Source organism: Agromyces salentinus (genome assembly GCF_009749395.1).
GTDB classification, from domain to species: domain Bacteria; phylum Actinomycetota; class Actinomycetes; order Actinomycetales; family Microbacteriaceae; genus Agromyces; species Agromyces salentinus.
Genome location: NZ_WBIR01000020.1, coordinates 56,928 through 71,800, shown reverse-complemented (window position 1 = coordinate 71,800; position 14,873 = coordinate 56,928). Strand labels below are relative to the sequence as shown.

Below are 14,873 nucleotides of genomic sequence, written 5' to 3'. Positions count from 1 at the left end.
CGTCAGGCCGGCCCGGGGCGCCCCGGCCCGAGGCGGCGCGTGAGCGCCAGCGCCGCGGCACGCAGGTCGGGTGCGACCCGCTCCGCGTCGAGCCCCTCCGTGCATCCCGAGACCGAGATCGCGCCCATGAGCCGGCCCGCGGGCGCGAACACCGCCGTCGCCACGCAGGAGAGGGTCCCGGCGAACTCGCCGGCCTCCGTGGCGAGTCGCCCGCGCCGGATCTCGTCGAGCTGACGCGTCAGCACGACCGGATCGGTGATCGTGCGCGCCGTCCACGTCTCGAGACCGTGGGAGAGGACCGCCTCCACCTCCGCCGCCGGCGCGTGCCCGAGGACGGCCTTGCCGAGCGCGGTGGCGTGGATCGGCAGCCTCCCGCCGGTGCGGACGGCCGGGCGGGCCGCCGCACGTCCGCGCATGACGGCGATGCAGACCATCTCGCTCCGGTCGCGGATCGCGAGGTGCACGTTCTCGCCCGTCTTGGCGCGAAGGTCCGCCATCACCGGGAGCGCGACCCCCCTGAGCTCTCGCGGCTGCTCGGCGAGCTGCCCCAGCTCGAACAGGCGGAGCCCGAGGTGGATGCGCTTCCCGTCCCGTTCGAGGTAGCCCTGGCGCACGAGGGTCGCGACCAGGCGGGAGACGGTGGACTTCGGGATGCCGGCGCGGAGCGCGAGCTCGGAGATGCCGAGCCCGTGGTCGTCCTGGTCGAAGGCCTCGAGGATGCAGGTCATGCGGTCGAGGACGCCGAGCGCGTCGTCGGCAGCGGAGTCGTGCATCATCAGGCCGTCTGCAGGGCGAGGCGGTGCGTCAGCACGAGGGCCGCGTGCCTGACCAGCGGCATCATCCGGTTCGCGTCCATGTCGCTCTCGGGCCCGGCCACGGAGATCGCGGCGACGGGCAGACGCTCGGGCGAGAGCACCGGGCTGGCGACGCCGACGACCCCGGGGAAGGTCTCGCAGCGGTCGATGGCGACCGCTTCGGCACGCACCGTCGCGAGCTCGCGCTCGAACGAGTGCCGGCGATCCGGCTCGAACCCGGTCAGCACGTCGCGGAGGACGGCCTCGTCCTCCGTGAACGCCAGGACCGCCTTTCCGAGCGCGGTCGTCGCCGAGGGCACCCTGACGCCCGCGCGGGAGGGTGCCGGTCGCAGCCGCCCGCGGACCGAGATCACCGAGATCATGTCCTGCCCCTCCTGGACGGCGACGTTCAGGTGCTCGCCGGTGGCGTTGAACAGCTCAGCGAGCACCGGCAGGGCCGCGACGCTGAGACGTCGCGGCGTGCTGGCACGGGCCCCCAGCTCGAAGAGCCGCAGGCCGATCACGACGCCGTGCTCGGTGCGGGCCAGGTATCGCTGGCGGACGAGATCCCCCACGAGCCGCGAGACCGTCGACTTCGGGATGCCGGTGGCCAGGGCCAACTGCGTGATCGTCGTCGAGCCATGCGACTCGCGCACGGTGTCGAGGATGGCGAGGATCCGGTCGAGCACCGACACCGGCTCGCCTGTGAGAGCGGATCGCATGAGTGCAGTATCCGTCCCCGTTCGGGGGGTGGCAAGCGTCAGCGGCATCCGCGTCGGGATCCTCCCACTCAGTGGGACGGGCATCGTCACCACCCCGCGCGAACGCACGGACGGGGCCCGGATCAGGCTGATCCGGACCCCGCTCCGACCGTGGTTGCGACGCCGACTCAGGTCGCGCAGAAGGGCTTGACGCCCATCGCGCTCTCCAGGCCCTCCATCACGTGCTGCTTGAAGAACTCGTCGCCCGGGAGCGGGGCGTCGGTCCAGGCCGCGACGTCGTGGCCGAGCGTCGTCAGCCACGAGCGGCCTCCGTCGTAGTACTGGCACCAGCTCACCGGATGCGATTCGCCGTGGCCCGCGGGGGTCGCCTCGCTCGTGGCCTGGTCGACCTCGAGCAGGACGTTGACGTAGCTCGGATACGGAACGAGGTTGTACCACTCGTCCTTGAAGGCCCACGTCTCGGGCATGAACGAGGTGGACACGTCGTCGTCGTTGATCCGTTCCACCGTGCCGGCGCGGTTGGGTCCGTGGTTGTAGAAGTTCGCCCCGCCGAGGAGGCCCTCGTAGTACGGCCAGTGGTACTCGGCGCCGAAGGCGTTGTGGATGCCCACGAAGCCTCCGCCACCGCGGATGTACTGCATCAGCGTGGTCTGGGCCGTGTCGTCGAGCGTGTCGCGGTTCGAGCCGAGGAACACGACCGCCTGGTAGTTGTTCAGGCGGCTGAAGCTCGCGAGGTCCTCGGTGTAGTCCACGGCGATGCCGCGTTCCTCGGCCCACGCCTTGAGGGCGAGTTGGGCGACGTTGTCGGCGTTCAGCGGCGGGTTGAGCCCCGGTGCCAGCGGCGTGCCGAGGTGGGCGTGCCGCGGGCCGGCGGTGCGGCTCCAGACGAAGATGCGCTTCTGCTCGCCCTCGACCCACCCGTTGCCCCACTCGTGGTAGCACTCGGGGTCGGTGCCCCGGCACACGCCGTAGTCCTTGATCTCGTCGAGGTAGATCTCCTCGGCCGTCACCTTCTGGCCGCCGTGGCCTCCGCCGTTGCCGTGGCCGTTGCCTCCGCCGTCGCCGCGGTCCAGGGCCACTCCGCCGAGCGCCATGCCGGCCCCGAGCGCCGCCGCGGCGACGAGCGCGGCTCCTGAGCGTATGAGGGATTTCATGTGATCTCCTTTGATCGTTCGTGCTCACCCCGGGTGCGCCGAGCGCGATCGGCCCGAAGTTGCTGCGAATCTAGGCGTCCTCCGAGTCCGGCGGCAAAGCCCGTCCCACCCAGTAAGCCGGTCTGCGCGCTCACATGGACACGGCTGACGTCATGCCCTTGACTGGAACCGGAGGCACCATGGAGGACGGACGACTGCTGGTCGTCTGCAAGGACGACAGCACCCTTCGCGTGCTCGACCTGCAGTCGGGCGAACCGGTCGGGACGGTACGTGCGTCGGGCGCCGCCCCGCACGAGGTCGTCGCGACCGACGACGGCCGGCTCGCCTACCTGCCCGTCTACAGCGACGCGCCCGTCGGGGCGCCGGGCACCGACGGCCGATGCGTCGACGTCATCGATCTCACGGGGTTCGAGCGCGTCGGCCGGATCCCGCTGGGATTCGCGAGCCGTCCGCACCAGCCCGGCCTGCTGCCCGACGGACGCCTCCTCGTCTCCACGGAGCTCAACGACTCGGTCGCCGTGATCGACCGCCCGACGGGCGCCGTCATCGCCCGCCTGCCGACGGGCCGTGCCGAGTCGCACACCTTCGCGATCAGTGCCGACGGCACCCGCCTCGTCACGGCGAACGTCGGCTCCGGGAGCGTCAGCGTCATCGACCTCGCGTCGCGGTCGCTCCTCGGCGTCGTCGAGGTCGCCGAGAAGGTCAACCGCATCTGCCTCGAACCGGGCGGGCGGTTCGCCTACACGGCCGACCAGGGCTCACCGCGCATCGCGGTCGTCGACACGCTCCTCCTCGATCGCGTGGACTGGATCGAGCTGCCCGCGATCGGCTTCGGCACGGCGGTGACGCGGGATGGCGCGCACCTCGTGGTCGCGCTGAGGGCCGCGTCGGAGATCGCGGTGCTCGACCTGGCATCGGCCGAGGTCGTGCACCGGATCCCGACGCCGGCCCACCCCCAGGCGATCGTGCTGCATCCCGACGGGGTCCGCGCGTACTCCGCCTGCCATCAGGACGCCTCCGTCGTGGAGGTCGACCTCAGGTCGGGCCGGCTGCTGCGCCGCATGCAGACCGGGCCGAACGCCGATGGCATCGCGTGGAGCCGAACCCCGCTGCCGGCCCGCGCGCGGTGACGGCTAGACCCGCTCGAACACCGCCGCGAGCGCCTGGCCGCCGCCGATGCACATGGTCTCGAGGGCGAGCCCGCCGTCGAGCGCGGGCAGTTCATGCGCGAGCGTGGCGAGCATCCTGATGCCGGTCGCCCCGATCGGGTGCCCGATCGAGATGCCGCTCCCCCTCGGGTTCAGGCGCGGATCCTCGGCGTCGACGCCCCAGTCCGCGAGGCAGGCGAGCACCTGCACGGCGAACGCCTCGTTGAGCTCGATCACGTCGAGGTCGCCGAAGCGGATGCCGGCGCGCGCGAGCGCGCGGTTCGCCGCGGGCACGGGCGCCACGCCGAAGCGCAGCGGGTCGTTGCCCGCGACCGCCCACGAGACGAGCCGGAGCGCAGGTTCGAGCCCGAGTTCCGCCGCCCTCTCGGGTGTCGTGACGATGCAGGCGGCGGCCGCGTCGTTCTGACCGCTCGCGTTGCCGGCGGTCACCGTGGCATTCGGGTCATCACGGCCCAGGATCGGGCGCAGTCCGGCCAGCGCCTCGAGCGTCGTATCGCCGCGCGGATGCTCGTCGCGGACGACGATCATGCTGCCCCGCCGCCCGTCGACCTCGACGGGCACGAGTTCCGCGTCGAAGGCCCCGGACTCCTGCGCCGCCACCGCGCGCCGGTGGGACCGGAGCGCGAGGGCGTCCTGCGCCTCGCGCGAGATGCCGTACTCGGCGCGCAGCAGCTCGGCCGAGCCGACGTTGCCGTCGGGCGTCGGGAAGCGCCGGCCGCCGACCGTCTCGCGTCCGCGGGCGAGTGCGTCGCGGAGCAGCAGCCCGGCGCCCGTCACGCCGCGCCGGCCCTCGACGGTGTAGAGCGGCGCGTTCGACATCGACTCGACGCCGAGCGCGATCACGACGTCGCCGACCCCCGTCTGCACCTCCATCGCCGCGTTCAGCACGGCCTGCAGGCCGGAGCCGCAGCGCCGGTCGAGCTGATATCCGGTCGTCTCGACGGGGAAGCCCGCGTCGAGGGCCGCGACCCGCCCGATGGCCGGCGCCTCCATCGTCGGGTAGCCCTGCGCGGCGATCACGCCGTCGATCGCGGTCACGTCGACCCCGGTGCGTGCCCGCAGTTCGCGCAGCACCGTCGTCGCCAGTTCGAGCGCCGACACGGAGGCGAGGACCCCGCCCAGGCGGCCGACCGGCGTGCGCAGGGGCGCGCAGACGACGACCTCGCGCAGCTCGGTCATCGGGCCGCGCTCGCCACGCCGAGGCCCTCGGCCACCGCGAACGGGGCGCCCGTGGCATCCGTCACCTGCTCGACCGTGACGCCGGGGGCGAGCTCGACGAGCAGGAACCCGTCGGCGGTGACGTCGAACACGGCGAGGTCGGTGATGACGCGGTCGACGCACGCCCTGCCGGTGAGGGGCAGCGTGCACTGCTCGACGAGCTTGGCGCTGCCGTCCTTCGCGACATGCTCCATGACGACGATGACGCGCTCGGCGCCGTTCACGAGGTCCATCGCCCCGCCCATGCCCTTGACCATCTTTCCGGGCACGGCCCAGTTCGCGATGTCCCCGGCCTGCGAGACCTGCATCGCACCGAGCACCGCGGTCGTGATGCGCCCGCCTCGGATCATGCCGAAGCTCGCAGCGGAGTCGAAGTAGGCGGCCCCGGGCAGCACCGTCACCGTCTCCTTGCCCGCGTTGATGAGCTTCGGGTCCGCCTCGCCCTCCCACGGGTAGGGGCCGACGCCGAGGATGCCGTTCTCGGAGTGCAGGACCACCTCGACCCCGTCGGGCAGGTGGTTGGGGATGAGCGTCGGCAACCCGATGCCGAGGTTTACGTAGGTGCCGTCCACGAGCTCGCGGGCGGCACGGGCGGCCATCTCGTCACGCGTGAGCGGCATCAGCGGGCCCCCTCGGTCTCGTCGGTGCCGCCGGCAGCGGTTCCGGATGCCGCGGGCGCGCCGGATGCCGCGGGCCTGGCCCGCACGGTGACCTTCTCGATCGGCAGCTCAGCCGCCTGCTCGGGGCTCAGCACGACCACGCGGTCGACGTAGATGCCGGGCAGGTGGATGTCGTCGGGACCCAGCACCCCCGGCTCGACGAGTTCGTCGACCTCGGCGATCGTGACCCGGCCCGCCATGCCGGCGAGCGGGTTGAAGTTGCGGGTCGACTTCTCGAACCGCAGGTTGCCGTGCCGGTCGCCGACCGCGGCGCGCACGAGCCCGTAGTCGGTGCTGATCGCCCGCTCGAGCACGTACTCCCTCGTGCGCCCGAACGCGTCGAAGGGGCGCAGCTCCTTCGGGTCGCTCGCGAGGGCGACCGATCCGTCCGCGGCGTAGCGCAGCGGCATCCCGCCCTCGGACACGGCGGTCCCGGCGCCCGTGGCCGTGTAGAACGCGGGGATGCCGACCCCGCCGGCCCTGAGCCGTTCGGCGAGGGTGCCCTGCGGGGTCAGCTCGACCTCGACCTCGCCGCCGAGGTACTGGCGGGCGAACTCCCGGTTCTCCCCGATGTAGGACGCCGTCACCTTGCGGATCCGGCCGGCCGCGAGCAGTTCGCCGAGCCCCCATCCGTCGACGCCGCAGTTGTTCGAGACGACCTCGAGGTCGCCGATGCCGCGCGCGAGCAGGGCGCGGATCGTCACGATCGGCACGCCCGAGAGGCCGAAGCCGCCGACCGCGAGCGAGGCGCCGGCGGGGATGTCGGCGACCGCGTCGGCGGCGGTCGCGAAGGTCTTGTCCATGGTGCTCCGGGTTCAGTCGTTCGTGTCGGGTGAGGGGGCTGCTGCGGCATCCGCGTCGGCGAAGACCTCGCGGGCGATGGCGAAGGCCGAGTTGGCGGCCGGCAGCCCGGCGTAGAGCGCGGTGTGCAGGAGCACCTCCGAGATCTCCTCGCGCGTGAGCCCGTTGCGGAGCGCGGCTCGCACGTGCATGGCGATCTCGCGCTCGTGGCCGCCGGTCGTGAGGCTCGCGAGCGTCGCGATCGAGCGTTCGCGACGGGTGAGGCCCGGTCGGTCCCAGACCTCGCCCCAGGCGGAGCGGGTGAGGAAGTCCTGGAACGCCGCGGTCTCGGGCGTGGTCGCCGCGATGGCCCGGTCGACGTGCGCGTCGCCGAGCACGCTGCGGCGCACGCGCATGCCCCGGTCGCGAGCCCCGGATGCCTCGGTGGCCCGCTCGACCGCCTCGAGGTGCTCGGCGAGGAGCTCGGCCACCGCCTCCGGCTCCTCGAGGACGGCGAGGTGCGAGGCCCCGTCGAGGGCGACGTGCCGGGCTCCCGGGATGTCGTCGGCGAGGTCCTGCATCGAAGCGGGCGTCGTGACGGCGTCGTGCTCGCCGCTGAGCGCGAGGGTCGGCACCCGGACCCCGGCGAGGTCGTGCGAGCGATCGAAGCCGCCGAGCGCCTCGGCGCAGCACGCGTAGGACTCGTCGTCGACGTCGACGAGCGCCCCGAGCGCGCGCGCTCCCGGTCCGCCCGGCTCGCGGTCGAGGAACCCGGGCGCGAACCAGCGTTCGGCGCTGCCGGTCACGAGCGAGGCTGTGCCGCTGGATCGGACGGATGCCGCACGGGCGGCCCAGCTCTCGGGCGTCCCGATGCGGGCGCCGCTGCAGCTCATCACGAGGCCCTGCACGCGATCGGGCTGCGTCACGGCGAGCTCCAGCCCGACGGCACCGCCGAGCGAGACCCCGGCGACGTGGAAGACGCCCCCGCCGGCCTCGTCGACGACGGCGAGGACCGCCGCGGCGAGGTCGGCGATCGTGAAGGACGCGGCGGCCGCGGGGCTCGCCCCGTGCCCGGGCAGGTCGATGCGGAGAATGCGGAGGGCGGCCGTGCGCCGGTCGGCGCGCAGCGCCCCGACGACGCCGTCCCAGAGGGCCGTCGTCGTGCCGAGCGAGGGCAGCAGCACGAGCAGCGGGTTCGCCGGGGCCGGAGCGGTTCCCGGCGCGAACGAGCCGAGCAGGCGTGGCACGGTCATGGGCGGGGTCCCCCTTCGGACACGCTCGTGAAGCGGGCGACCGCTCGGTCGACGATGCGGTCGGATGCCGCGGCGAGCACGCCGCGATCGGGGCGTTCGCCCGCGGGACCGGCACCGGCGAGGGTCCGGCCGGCGCGGTCGACGTCGAACTCGAGGCCCTCGACGAGTCGCGCTGCGGCGCTCGACGCCGAGCGTGCGAGGCGCACGAGCCGGCGGAGCGGCATCCACTCCGCGTGCCAGCGCCCCGCCGGCCGCTCGTCGCCGGCGACGCCCGCGGAGACGACGACCTGCAGCAGGCCAGGAGCCTCGACGGCGGCCGCCGTGAGCGCCACCGCGTCGACCGGGTTGCGCTTGTGCGGCATCGCCGAGGATCCCCCGCCGTCGGCGAGGCGGACCTCGCCGAGCTCCTCCCGGGAGAGGAGCGTCACGTCGCCCGCGAAGCGTCCGAGCGCCGCGATGACGCTCGAACTCGCAGCGGCGACGGCGAGCACCGGCGTGCGCTCGGCGTGCCAGGAGCGGCGCGGATCGGCCAGCCCCAGCCGGGAGGCGAGCTCGGCGCGGACGGCCTCACCGGCACCCGGGCGATCGGCCGCGGCATCCGCTGCGGTTCCCGTGCCGACGGCACCGCCGAACTGCACCGGGAATGTGAGCGCGTCGATCGCCTCGATCGCGGAGGAGACGCCGTCGAGCCAGCCCGCGGCCAGGATGCCGAAGGTGCTCGCCTCGGCGTGACGCGCGACGGACCGTGCGATGCGGAACGCGCGCCGTTCGGCGTCGGCGAGTGCCGCGAGGCGGGCTCCGACGGTGACGAGCGCGGTACGCGACGCGCGGAGCGCGTCCCGCGCGACGAGCATCAGCGCCGTGTCGACGACGTCCTGGCTCGTCGCGCCGAGGTGGAGCCGATCGCTCGCGAGCCCCGCGGCATCGAGCTGGGCGCGGAGCACCGGCACGAGCGCGACGACCGGGACCGCGTCTCGGACGACGCCCTCGACGAGCACGGGTCGCTCCAGCGCTGCGGCGTCGAGCGCGTCGGCCTGGGGCTCGAGGAACTCGTCGAGCTCGCTCCCCCACGCCCGCAGCAGCGCACGTTCGACCTCGACCATGGCCGCGAGCACGGCATCGTCGTCGGTTCCCGTCGTGTCGGCCGCTCCGGGATCGAGCAGTCCCCAGTCCGTCATCGCCACGACTCCATCACAGTTCCGTGCCGTAGTCGAGGAACACGGTCTCGCCCTCGCCCTGCAGGCGGAGGTCGAACCGGTACGACGCCGTCGCATCAGGCTCGGCGACGAGGGTGGACCGGCGGGCCGGGTCGATACGGCTGAGCAGCGGGTCGGCCGCGTTCGCCTCCGGCTCGTCGCCGAAGTACGAGCGGGTGAAGAGGTGGTGCAGTACGCCGCGGGCGAACAGGGCCACCAGCAGGTACGGGGCGGACCCGTCCCGCATCGCGCCCGGCTTGATCGTCGTGAACGAGTAGTGGCCGTCCCGATCGACGGCGGCGCGCCCGAAGCCCGAGAACCCGTGAAGATCCCGATCGAAGGAGCCGCGTTCGGTCGACGTCACGCCAGCGGCATCCGCGCCCCAGATCTCGACGACGGCGTCGGGAACCGGCTGGCCGGCGCCGTCGAACACGGTTCCGTGCAGGCGCACGGCATCGGGCAGCCAGGGGGCGCGCACGTCGGGTCCGCCCGGGTACGGCAGGGCGTACCCGAAGAACGGACCGACCGTCTGCGATGGGGTCTGGCCGAGCGGGTGCCGGTGCGGGCCGTCGGCCGCGCCGGGTCCGACGTCGGCGCCGGGCAGGTCGGTCGCGTCGAAGGCCTCGGGTGCGGGCTGCTCAGGCATGGTCGGCGTCCTCCGGTTCCATCCAGGTCGATCGCGGGCCGGTGAGCACGACGTCCCAGCGGTAGCCGATGGCCCACTCGGGCTCGCTCACGTCGTGGTCGTATGCGGCGACGAGCCGTTCACGCGCCGCCGGGTCGAGGATCGACTGGTAGATCGGGTCGAGCGCGAAGAGCGGGTCGCCCGGGAAGTACATCTGCGTGATGAGGCGCTGCGTGAACGCCGAGCCGAAGAAGGAGAAGTGGATGTGGGCCGGCCGCCACGCGTTGCGATGGTTCTTCCACGGGTAGGCGCCCGGCTTGATCGTGGTCAGGCGGTAGGAGCCGTCGTCACCGGTGACGATGCGGCCGACGCCCGTGAAGTTGGGGTCGAGCGGCGCCGGATGCTGGTCGCGCTTGTGCACGTACCGGCCAGAGGCGTTGGCCTGCCAGATCTCCACGAGCTGGTTCCGCACCGGGCGCCCGTCGCCGTCGAGCACGCGGCCGGTGATGATGATCCGCTCGCCGAGCGGCTCCCCCGTGTGCTGGATCGTGAGGTCGGCCTCCTCGGGTGCGACGTCGGTGTGGCCGAACGCCGGCGAGACGAGCTCGATCTCCTCGGGGTCGGCGCGCACGAGTTCATGCGTCGGATGCCGCAGCAGGGTCGAGCGGTACGGCGCGAAGTCGCGGCGCGGGTGGGCGGGAAGCCCACGACCGTCGGATGCCGCGGCATCCCGTTCGCGATCGTGCCGGTCGGCGATCTCGTGGCTGATCGCCTGCTGCGTCAGCTCGGGCTGGGAAGGCGTGCGTGGCATGCTCACTCCGTCGTGAAGGGAAGGCCGGCGTACTGCTCGGCGAGGCTCTGCCGCGCGGCGCGCGACCCGGTGACGTACTCGAGCCGGCCGACCTGGCTGCGGTACGCGAACTCGCGGGCCGCGGCATCCGGCCCCTCGTGGACGTGGAGGAGGTCGGTCATCCACTCGGAGAACTGCTGCACCTTCCACTGGCGCGCGAGCGCGGCGTCGCCGTAGCCGTGCAGGCCGGCATCATCGCCGCGCAGCAGGCCGGCGACGATCGCCCGCCCGAGCAGCACGACGTCGGCGATGGCCGAGTTCAGGCCCTTCGCGCCGGTCGGCGGCACGATGTGCGCCGCGTCGCCGACGAGGAACAGCCGGCCGTGCGCCATCGTCGAGGCGACGTAGGAGCGCATCGGGGTGATCGACTTCTCGAGCACCTCGCCCTCGTGCAGGGTCCATCCGGCGACGCCGAGCCGGGTCTGCAGCGCGTCCCAGATGCGCGCGTCGGACCAGTCGTCGATCGATGCGTCGTGGCCGACCTGGAGGTACAGGCGGGAGACCTCGGGCGAGCGCATCGAGTGCATCGCGAAGCCGTCGGGGTGCAGCGCGTAGACGAGGTCGTCGGTCGAGGGCGGCACGTCGGCGAGGATCCCGAGCCAGCCGAACGGGTACGAGCGCTCGAGGCCGCGCAGCCCCGGGATCGCGGGCCGGCAGACGCCGTGGAAGCCGTCGGCGCCGACGACGAGGTCGGCGTCGAGCTCGATCGCCCGGCCGGCGTCGGTGGCCCTCACGCGGGGGCTCGAGCCGTCGAGCCCGAGCGGCGTCACGTCGGCGAGCTCGAAGCGGATGTCGCTGCCGAGCCGCTCGTGCTCGGCGAGCAGGTGGCGCACGAGCGCCTGCTGCCCGTAGATCGTGACCGTGCGTCCGACGAGGTCGACGAAGTCGATGTGGCGGCGTGCCCCCTCGAACTGCAGGTGGATGCCGCGATGGGTGAGGCCGTGCTCCCGGAGGTCGGCGTCCAGGCCCAGCTCGGTGAGGGCGTCGACCGAGCCCTGCTCGAGCACGCCGGCGCGGATGCGACCGAGCACGTGCTCGCGCGACCGGGCCTCGAGGATCGTGAACCCGATGCCGGCCCGGTGCAGGACGTGCCCGAGCAGGAGGCCGGCTGGTCCGGCTCCGATGATGACCACCTGGGTTCGCAACGCTGCGTCCTCTCGCGTCCGTGGGAAGGTGCTGCCATCGTGCGCCGGGAGCGCCCGGCGGCGCATCCCCGATTCCATCTGATGGAAGCGCGTCCGGGCGGATCCTGCCCATCGCGTCAGCCGAGCGAACGCCGGATGCCGCGGCGGAGCGGCTACGGCCGGTGGCCGAGCGCGGCCGAGATGCCCCGCCCCGCGATGCGGACGCCGAGGGCGAACTGCGGCTCCTCCAGCCGTTCGACGTGGGCGATGATCGACACCGCGGCGACGACGTCGCCGGTGGCGTCGCGCACCGGGGCCGCCACCGAGAAGGCGCCCTTCGTCAGCGCCTCGACCGACGTCGCGATGCCCGTGGCGCGGGTGCGCGCCATCCGCTCGCGCAGGGCGCCCTCGTCGACGACGGTGCCGGGCAGGAACCGTCGGGGACCTGCGGCGATGACGTCCTCGAAGACGCCGGGCGGCGCGAAGGCGAGCAGGGCCTGCCCGACCCCGGTCGCGTGCAGCGGCAGCCGCGAGCCGATGTCGGTGATCGAGGGCACGGCGTCGGCGCCCGACATCCGCTCGAGGTAGACGGCACCGAGCCCCTCCCTGACGGCGAGGTGCACATGCTCCCCCGTCGACTCGAAGAGGTCCTCGAGGTAGGGCTTCGCGGCGATGCGGAGGCGGCGTGACGAGGGCTGTCGCACCGCGAGCCGCCACAGCTTGATGCCGACGCGGTACCGGCCGTCGCCCGACCGGGTGATGCCGCCCCATTCGACCCACTCGCCGAGGAGGCGATGCGCCGTCGACAGCGGCAGCCGCGCGCGGTCGGCGATCTCGCTCAGCGTGAGCTCGTCACCGCGCTCGAACGCGTCGGCGATCGCGAAGAGCTTGCGGGCGACGCTCCGGTCGTCCTCACCCCTGGGCACGGCCCGCACCGTCGAGGCCGTCGACGCCGGTGTCGGCGAGGGCGGCGGCCGCCTCGGCGAACAGGGTGCGCATCCACTCGTGCTCGGGATCACGGCGATGCACCGGATGCCACCACAGGGCGTTGTGGATCTCGGTCGCCTCGAACGGGGGCGCGAGGACCCGGAGCCCGGGCATCGCGCGCACGATGCCGGCCAGGCCGGCCTGCACGAGCCCGAGCCGGCTCGTGCCGGCCACGAAACCGGGCAGGCTGAGGAAGCTCTCGACCACGACCTCGACGCGGGGCTCGATGCCGAGCTGCTGGATCTGCCGGGTCGCCGACGTGAACGCCGACCTCGACTGGTACGTGAACACCCATGGCAGGGCGGCGAGGTCCTCCATGCTCACGGTCTCGCCCACCTCGGGGTTGTCGTCTGCGGCGACGATCACCCACCCGTCGGTCCACAGGTCGGTGAAGGGCAGCCCGTCGAGGAAGCCGTGCGGCATGAGCATGCCGTCGGCACTGCGCAGGCGGTTGACGGCGTCGTCGACGATCTGCGGGTTGTGCAGCAGGAAGCGGAACCGCACCCCGGGCGCACGCTCGGCGGCCAGCATCGAGACCCGTCGCCCGATCGTCGCGAACGCGTAGTCGGACCCGTACACGGCGAACTCGCGCGTCGACTCGCGTGGGTCCCACTCGGCCTGCGACTCGAAGACCCGGCGGGCCGCGTCGAGGGCCGAACCCGTGTGCTCCGCGAGCCGCGAGGCGAGCGGCGTGAGTTCGTACGTGTTGCCCTGCCTCGCGAGTATCGGGTCGTTGAAGTGCGCGCGGAGCCGGGCCAGCGAGGCGCTGAGCGCGGGCTGGCTGAGGCGCAGGCGTTCCGCGGCGCGGGTGACGCTGCGCTCGGTGAGCAGGGCATCGAGGGAGACCAGCAGGTTCAGGTCGAGGCGTGAGAGGGAGCGATCGGACACGGCATCGTGCTTTCGGATCGGAACGGCAGAGAATCCGAGTGTATCAATCCTGGCGATATATCCGCAGGGTTGCATCGAGCCCATCGATGGTCCGATCGTCCCCGCCGTCGTGCGCGGCCTGGCGCGGCCTGCGCGCCGCCTGGCGCCCGGCGCGGACCCGCGTGGGCCGACGCCGGGCGTCGGACTCAGGCTGCGGCCCGCTCGGGCGCGGCCACCGCTGGCCGTCGCAGGAGCACCCCGAGGACGATCGCGACGAGGGCAGCCACGATGCCGACGACGCCGACCGCGACGGACAGCCCGCCGACCGCGGCCGCGAGCGCGCCCATGAGGATCGGCGTGAGGAACTGGCCGAGGTAGAACGAGGTCTGCCACCAGCCGGTCGAGCGACCGCGCTCCTCGAACGCGATCTTCGACAGCGCCCAGGTGAGGAGCGTCGGCAGCAGCAGGCCGGAACCCGCGGAGGCGACGATCGCGCCGACCACGACCGCGGGCAGCCCGCCGCCCAGCCAGATCACGAGCATGCCGACCGCCTGCAGTCCGAACGCGATCGGCAGCTGCACGCGTGGCGCGAGCTTGGCGATGCGGGCGAACGTGAAGGCCCCGGCCGCGGTCGCGAGCGAGGCGAGGGCCGCGACGAGCCCGATGACGCCCGTGTCGGTCGCGGCGACGCCGGTGCCGACGACGAGGTAGCTCGCCTCGATGATCAGCACGTAGAACGTGAACCCGCCGAAGAGGGTGACCACGAGCGGGGCGGCGAGCAGCCTCCAGGGCACGCGCACCTTCTCTCCCGCGGCTCGGGCGACATGCGCGTCGGTGCGGTCGTCGCGGCTCGGCTCCCAGAGTAGGAAGATCATCGGCACGGCGATGACGATGCTGATCGCGTAGACCCAGAACGGCGTGTGCCAGCCGGCGACGCCGAGCGCTCCGCCGATGGCGATGAAGACGGTGGCCGCGAGCGTCGTCACGACGGTCTGCAGGCCGAGGTACCTCGTGCGCCGCTTCTCCTCGTGGAAGTAGTCGACGATGAGGGTCGTGCAGGCGGTCATGATGGCCGCCTCGCAGACGCCGACGAGCACGCGGCTGAAGAGGATGAGCTGCAGGTCCTCGAGCCAGGCCGGCGCGGTGCCGACGAGGGCGTAGGCGAACATCGCGATGATCAGCAGGTTCTTGCGCCCGAGCCGATCGACGATCTGTCCGGCGAACGGGGCGAAGATCGCGATGATGAGCGCCGGGATCGCCACGATCATCGGCACGAGGACCTCGGAGCCGGGCTGATCGCCGAACACCTCGGACAGCTGCGGCAGGATCGGCGTGATGAGCACCGACCCGAGGACGGGCATGCAACTGCCCGCGAGCAGGAGCACCGCCTGCCAGAAACCTGCGGTGCGGGCGGCGACGGGTTGCGTCGCCGTTCGGGTATTCGTCATTGAATCTCCTCGATCGGTGGTGGGGTT

Annotated in this window: 15 protein-coding genes; 1 reads left to right on the top strand and 14 read right to left on the bottom strand. The window is 73.0% G+C overall.

The features are described 5' to 3' along the window. Positions 1 to 2: 2 nt before the first annotated feature. The 3 genes from GQQ95_RS16525 to GQQ95_RS16515 form a co-directional block, all read right to left on the bottom strand. Positions 3 to 776: an IclR family transcriptional regulator gene (locus tag GQQ95_RS16525; RefSeq protein WP_157428718.1), complete on the bottom strand. Its 774-nt coding sequence runs from the start codon at positions 774 to 776 to the stop codon at positions 3 to 5. Next, complete coding sequence (locus GQQ95_RS16520) at positions 776 to 1,516, bottom strand: IclR family transcriptional regulator (protein ID WP_170297106.1); 741 nt, start codon at positions 1,514 to 1,516, stop codon at positions 776 to 778. The genes GQQ95_RS16525 and GQQ95_RS16520 overlap by 1 nt, the downstream gene beginning before the upstream one ends. 167 nt (positions 1,517 to 1,683) lie before the next feature. Further along, complete coding sequence (locus GQQ95_RS16515; RefSeq protein WP_157428716.1) at positions 1,684 to 2,670, bottom strand: ThuA domain-containing protein; 987 nt, start codon at positions 2,668 to 2,670, stop codon at positions 1,684 to 1,686. Positions 2,671 to 2,822: 152 nt separating this feature from the next. On the opposite strand from GQQ95_RS16515, the gene GQQ95_RS16510 reads away from it, so the two are divergent. Next, positions 2,823 to 3,800: a beta-propeller fold lactonase family protein gene (locus GQQ95_RS16510; protein WP_157428715.1), complete on the top strand. Its 978-nt coding sequence runs from the start codon at positions 2,823 to 2,825 to the stop codon at positions 3,798 to 3,800. A 3-nt stretch (positions 3,801 to 3,803) separates the two neighbouring features. Here the strand turns inward: GQQ95_RS16510 and GQQ95_RS16505 are convergent, their stop codons facing one another. From GQQ95_RS16505 to GQQ95_RS16455, 11 genes are all read right to left on the bottom strand, one after another. Next, on the bottom strand, positions 3,804 to 5,018 hold the full coding sequence (locus GQQ95_RS16505; protein WP_246205649.1) for an acetyl-CoA C-acetyltransferase: 1,215 nt from the start codon (positions 5,016 to 5,018) through the stop codon (positions 3,804 to 3,806). After that, the gene (locus GQQ95_RS16500) at positions 5,015 to 5,677 is read right to left on the bottom strand and encodes a CoA transferase subunit B (protein WP_157428714.1); all 663 of its coding nucleotides are present in this window, start codon (positions 5,675 to 5,677) and stop codon (positions 5,015 to 5,017) included. The genes GQQ95_RS16505 and GQQ95_RS16500 overlap by 4 nt, the downstream gene beginning before the upstream one ends. Further along, a complete protein-coding gene (locus GQQ95_RS16495) occupies positions 5,677 to 6,519 on the bottom strand; it encodes a CoA transferase subunit A (protein ID WP_157428713.1) in 843 nt (280 codons plus the stop codon). The genes GQQ95_RS16500 and GQQ95_RS16495 overlap by 1 nt, the downstream gene beginning before the upstream one ends. A gap of 12 nt (positions 6,520 to 6,531) precedes the next feature. After that, positions 6,532 to 7,749: a bifunctional 3-oxoadipate enol-lactonase/4-carboxymuconolactone decarboxylase PcaDC gene (gene pcaDC, locus GQQ95_RS16490; RefSeq protein ID WP_157428712.1), complete on the bottom strand. Its 1,218-nt coding sequence runs from the start codon at positions 7,747 to 7,749 to the stop codon at positions 6,532 to 6,534. Then, positions 7,746 to 8,927: a lyase family protein gene (locus GQQ95_RS16485; protein ID WP_170297105.1), complete on the bottom strand. Its 1,182-nt coding sequence runs from the start codon at positions 8,925 to 8,927 to the stop codon at positions 7,746 to 7,748. The genes pcaDC and GQQ95_RS16485 overlap by 4 nt, the downstream gene beginning before the upstream one ends. A 13-nt stretch (positions 8,928 to 8,940) precedes the next feature. Continuing rightward, the gene (pcaG, locus tag GQQ95_RS16480; protein WP_157428710.1) at positions 8,941 to 9,591 is read right to left on the bottom strand and encodes a protocatechuate 3,4-dioxygenase subunit alpha; all 651 of its coding nucleotides are present in this window, start codon (positions 9,589 to 9,591) and stop codon (positions 8,941 to 8,943) included. Further along, positions 9,584 to 10,381, bottom strand: a complete 798-nt coding sequence (pcaH, locus tag GQQ95_RS16475; RefSeq protein WP_157428709.1) for a protocatechuate 3,4-dioxygenase subunit beta — start codon at positions 10,379 to 10,381, stop codon at positions 9,584 to 9,586. The genes pcaG and pcaH overlap by 8 nt, the downstream gene beginning before the upstream one ends. A 2-nt stretch (positions 10,382 to 10,383) precedes the next feature. Then, a complete protein-coding gene (locus GQQ95_RS16470) occupies positions 10,384 to 11,565 on the bottom strand; it encodes a 4-hydroxybenzoate 3-monooxygenase (protein ID WP_157428708.1) in 1,182 nt (393 codons plus the stop codon). 152 nt (positions 11,566 to 11,717) lie between these two features. Further along, complete coding sequence (locus tag GQQ95_RS16465; protein WP_157428707.1) at positions 11,718 to 12,470, bottom strand: IclR family transcriptional regulator; 753 nt, start codon at positions 12,468 to 12,470, stop codon at positions 11,718 to 11,720. Further along, positions 12,457 to 13,419, bottom strand: coding sequence for a LysR family transcriptional regulator (locus GQQ95_RS16460; protein WP_157428706.1), 963 nt, complete (start codon positions 13,417 to 13,419; stop codon positions 12,457 to 12,459). The genes GQQ95_RS16465 and GQQ95_RS16460 overlap by 14 nt, the downstream gene beginning before the upstream one ends. Before the next feature lie 185 nt (positions 13,420 to 13,604). Beyond that, positions 13,605 to 14,846 carry an MFS transporter gene (locus tag GQQ95_RS16455; RefSeq protein WP_157428705.1) on the bottom strand — a complete coding sequence of 414 codons (1,242 nt, stop codon included), beginning with the start codon at positions 14,844 to 14,846 and terminating at the stop codon, positions 13,605 to 13,607. Between the last annotated feature and the right edge of the window lie 27 nt (positions 14,847 to 14,873).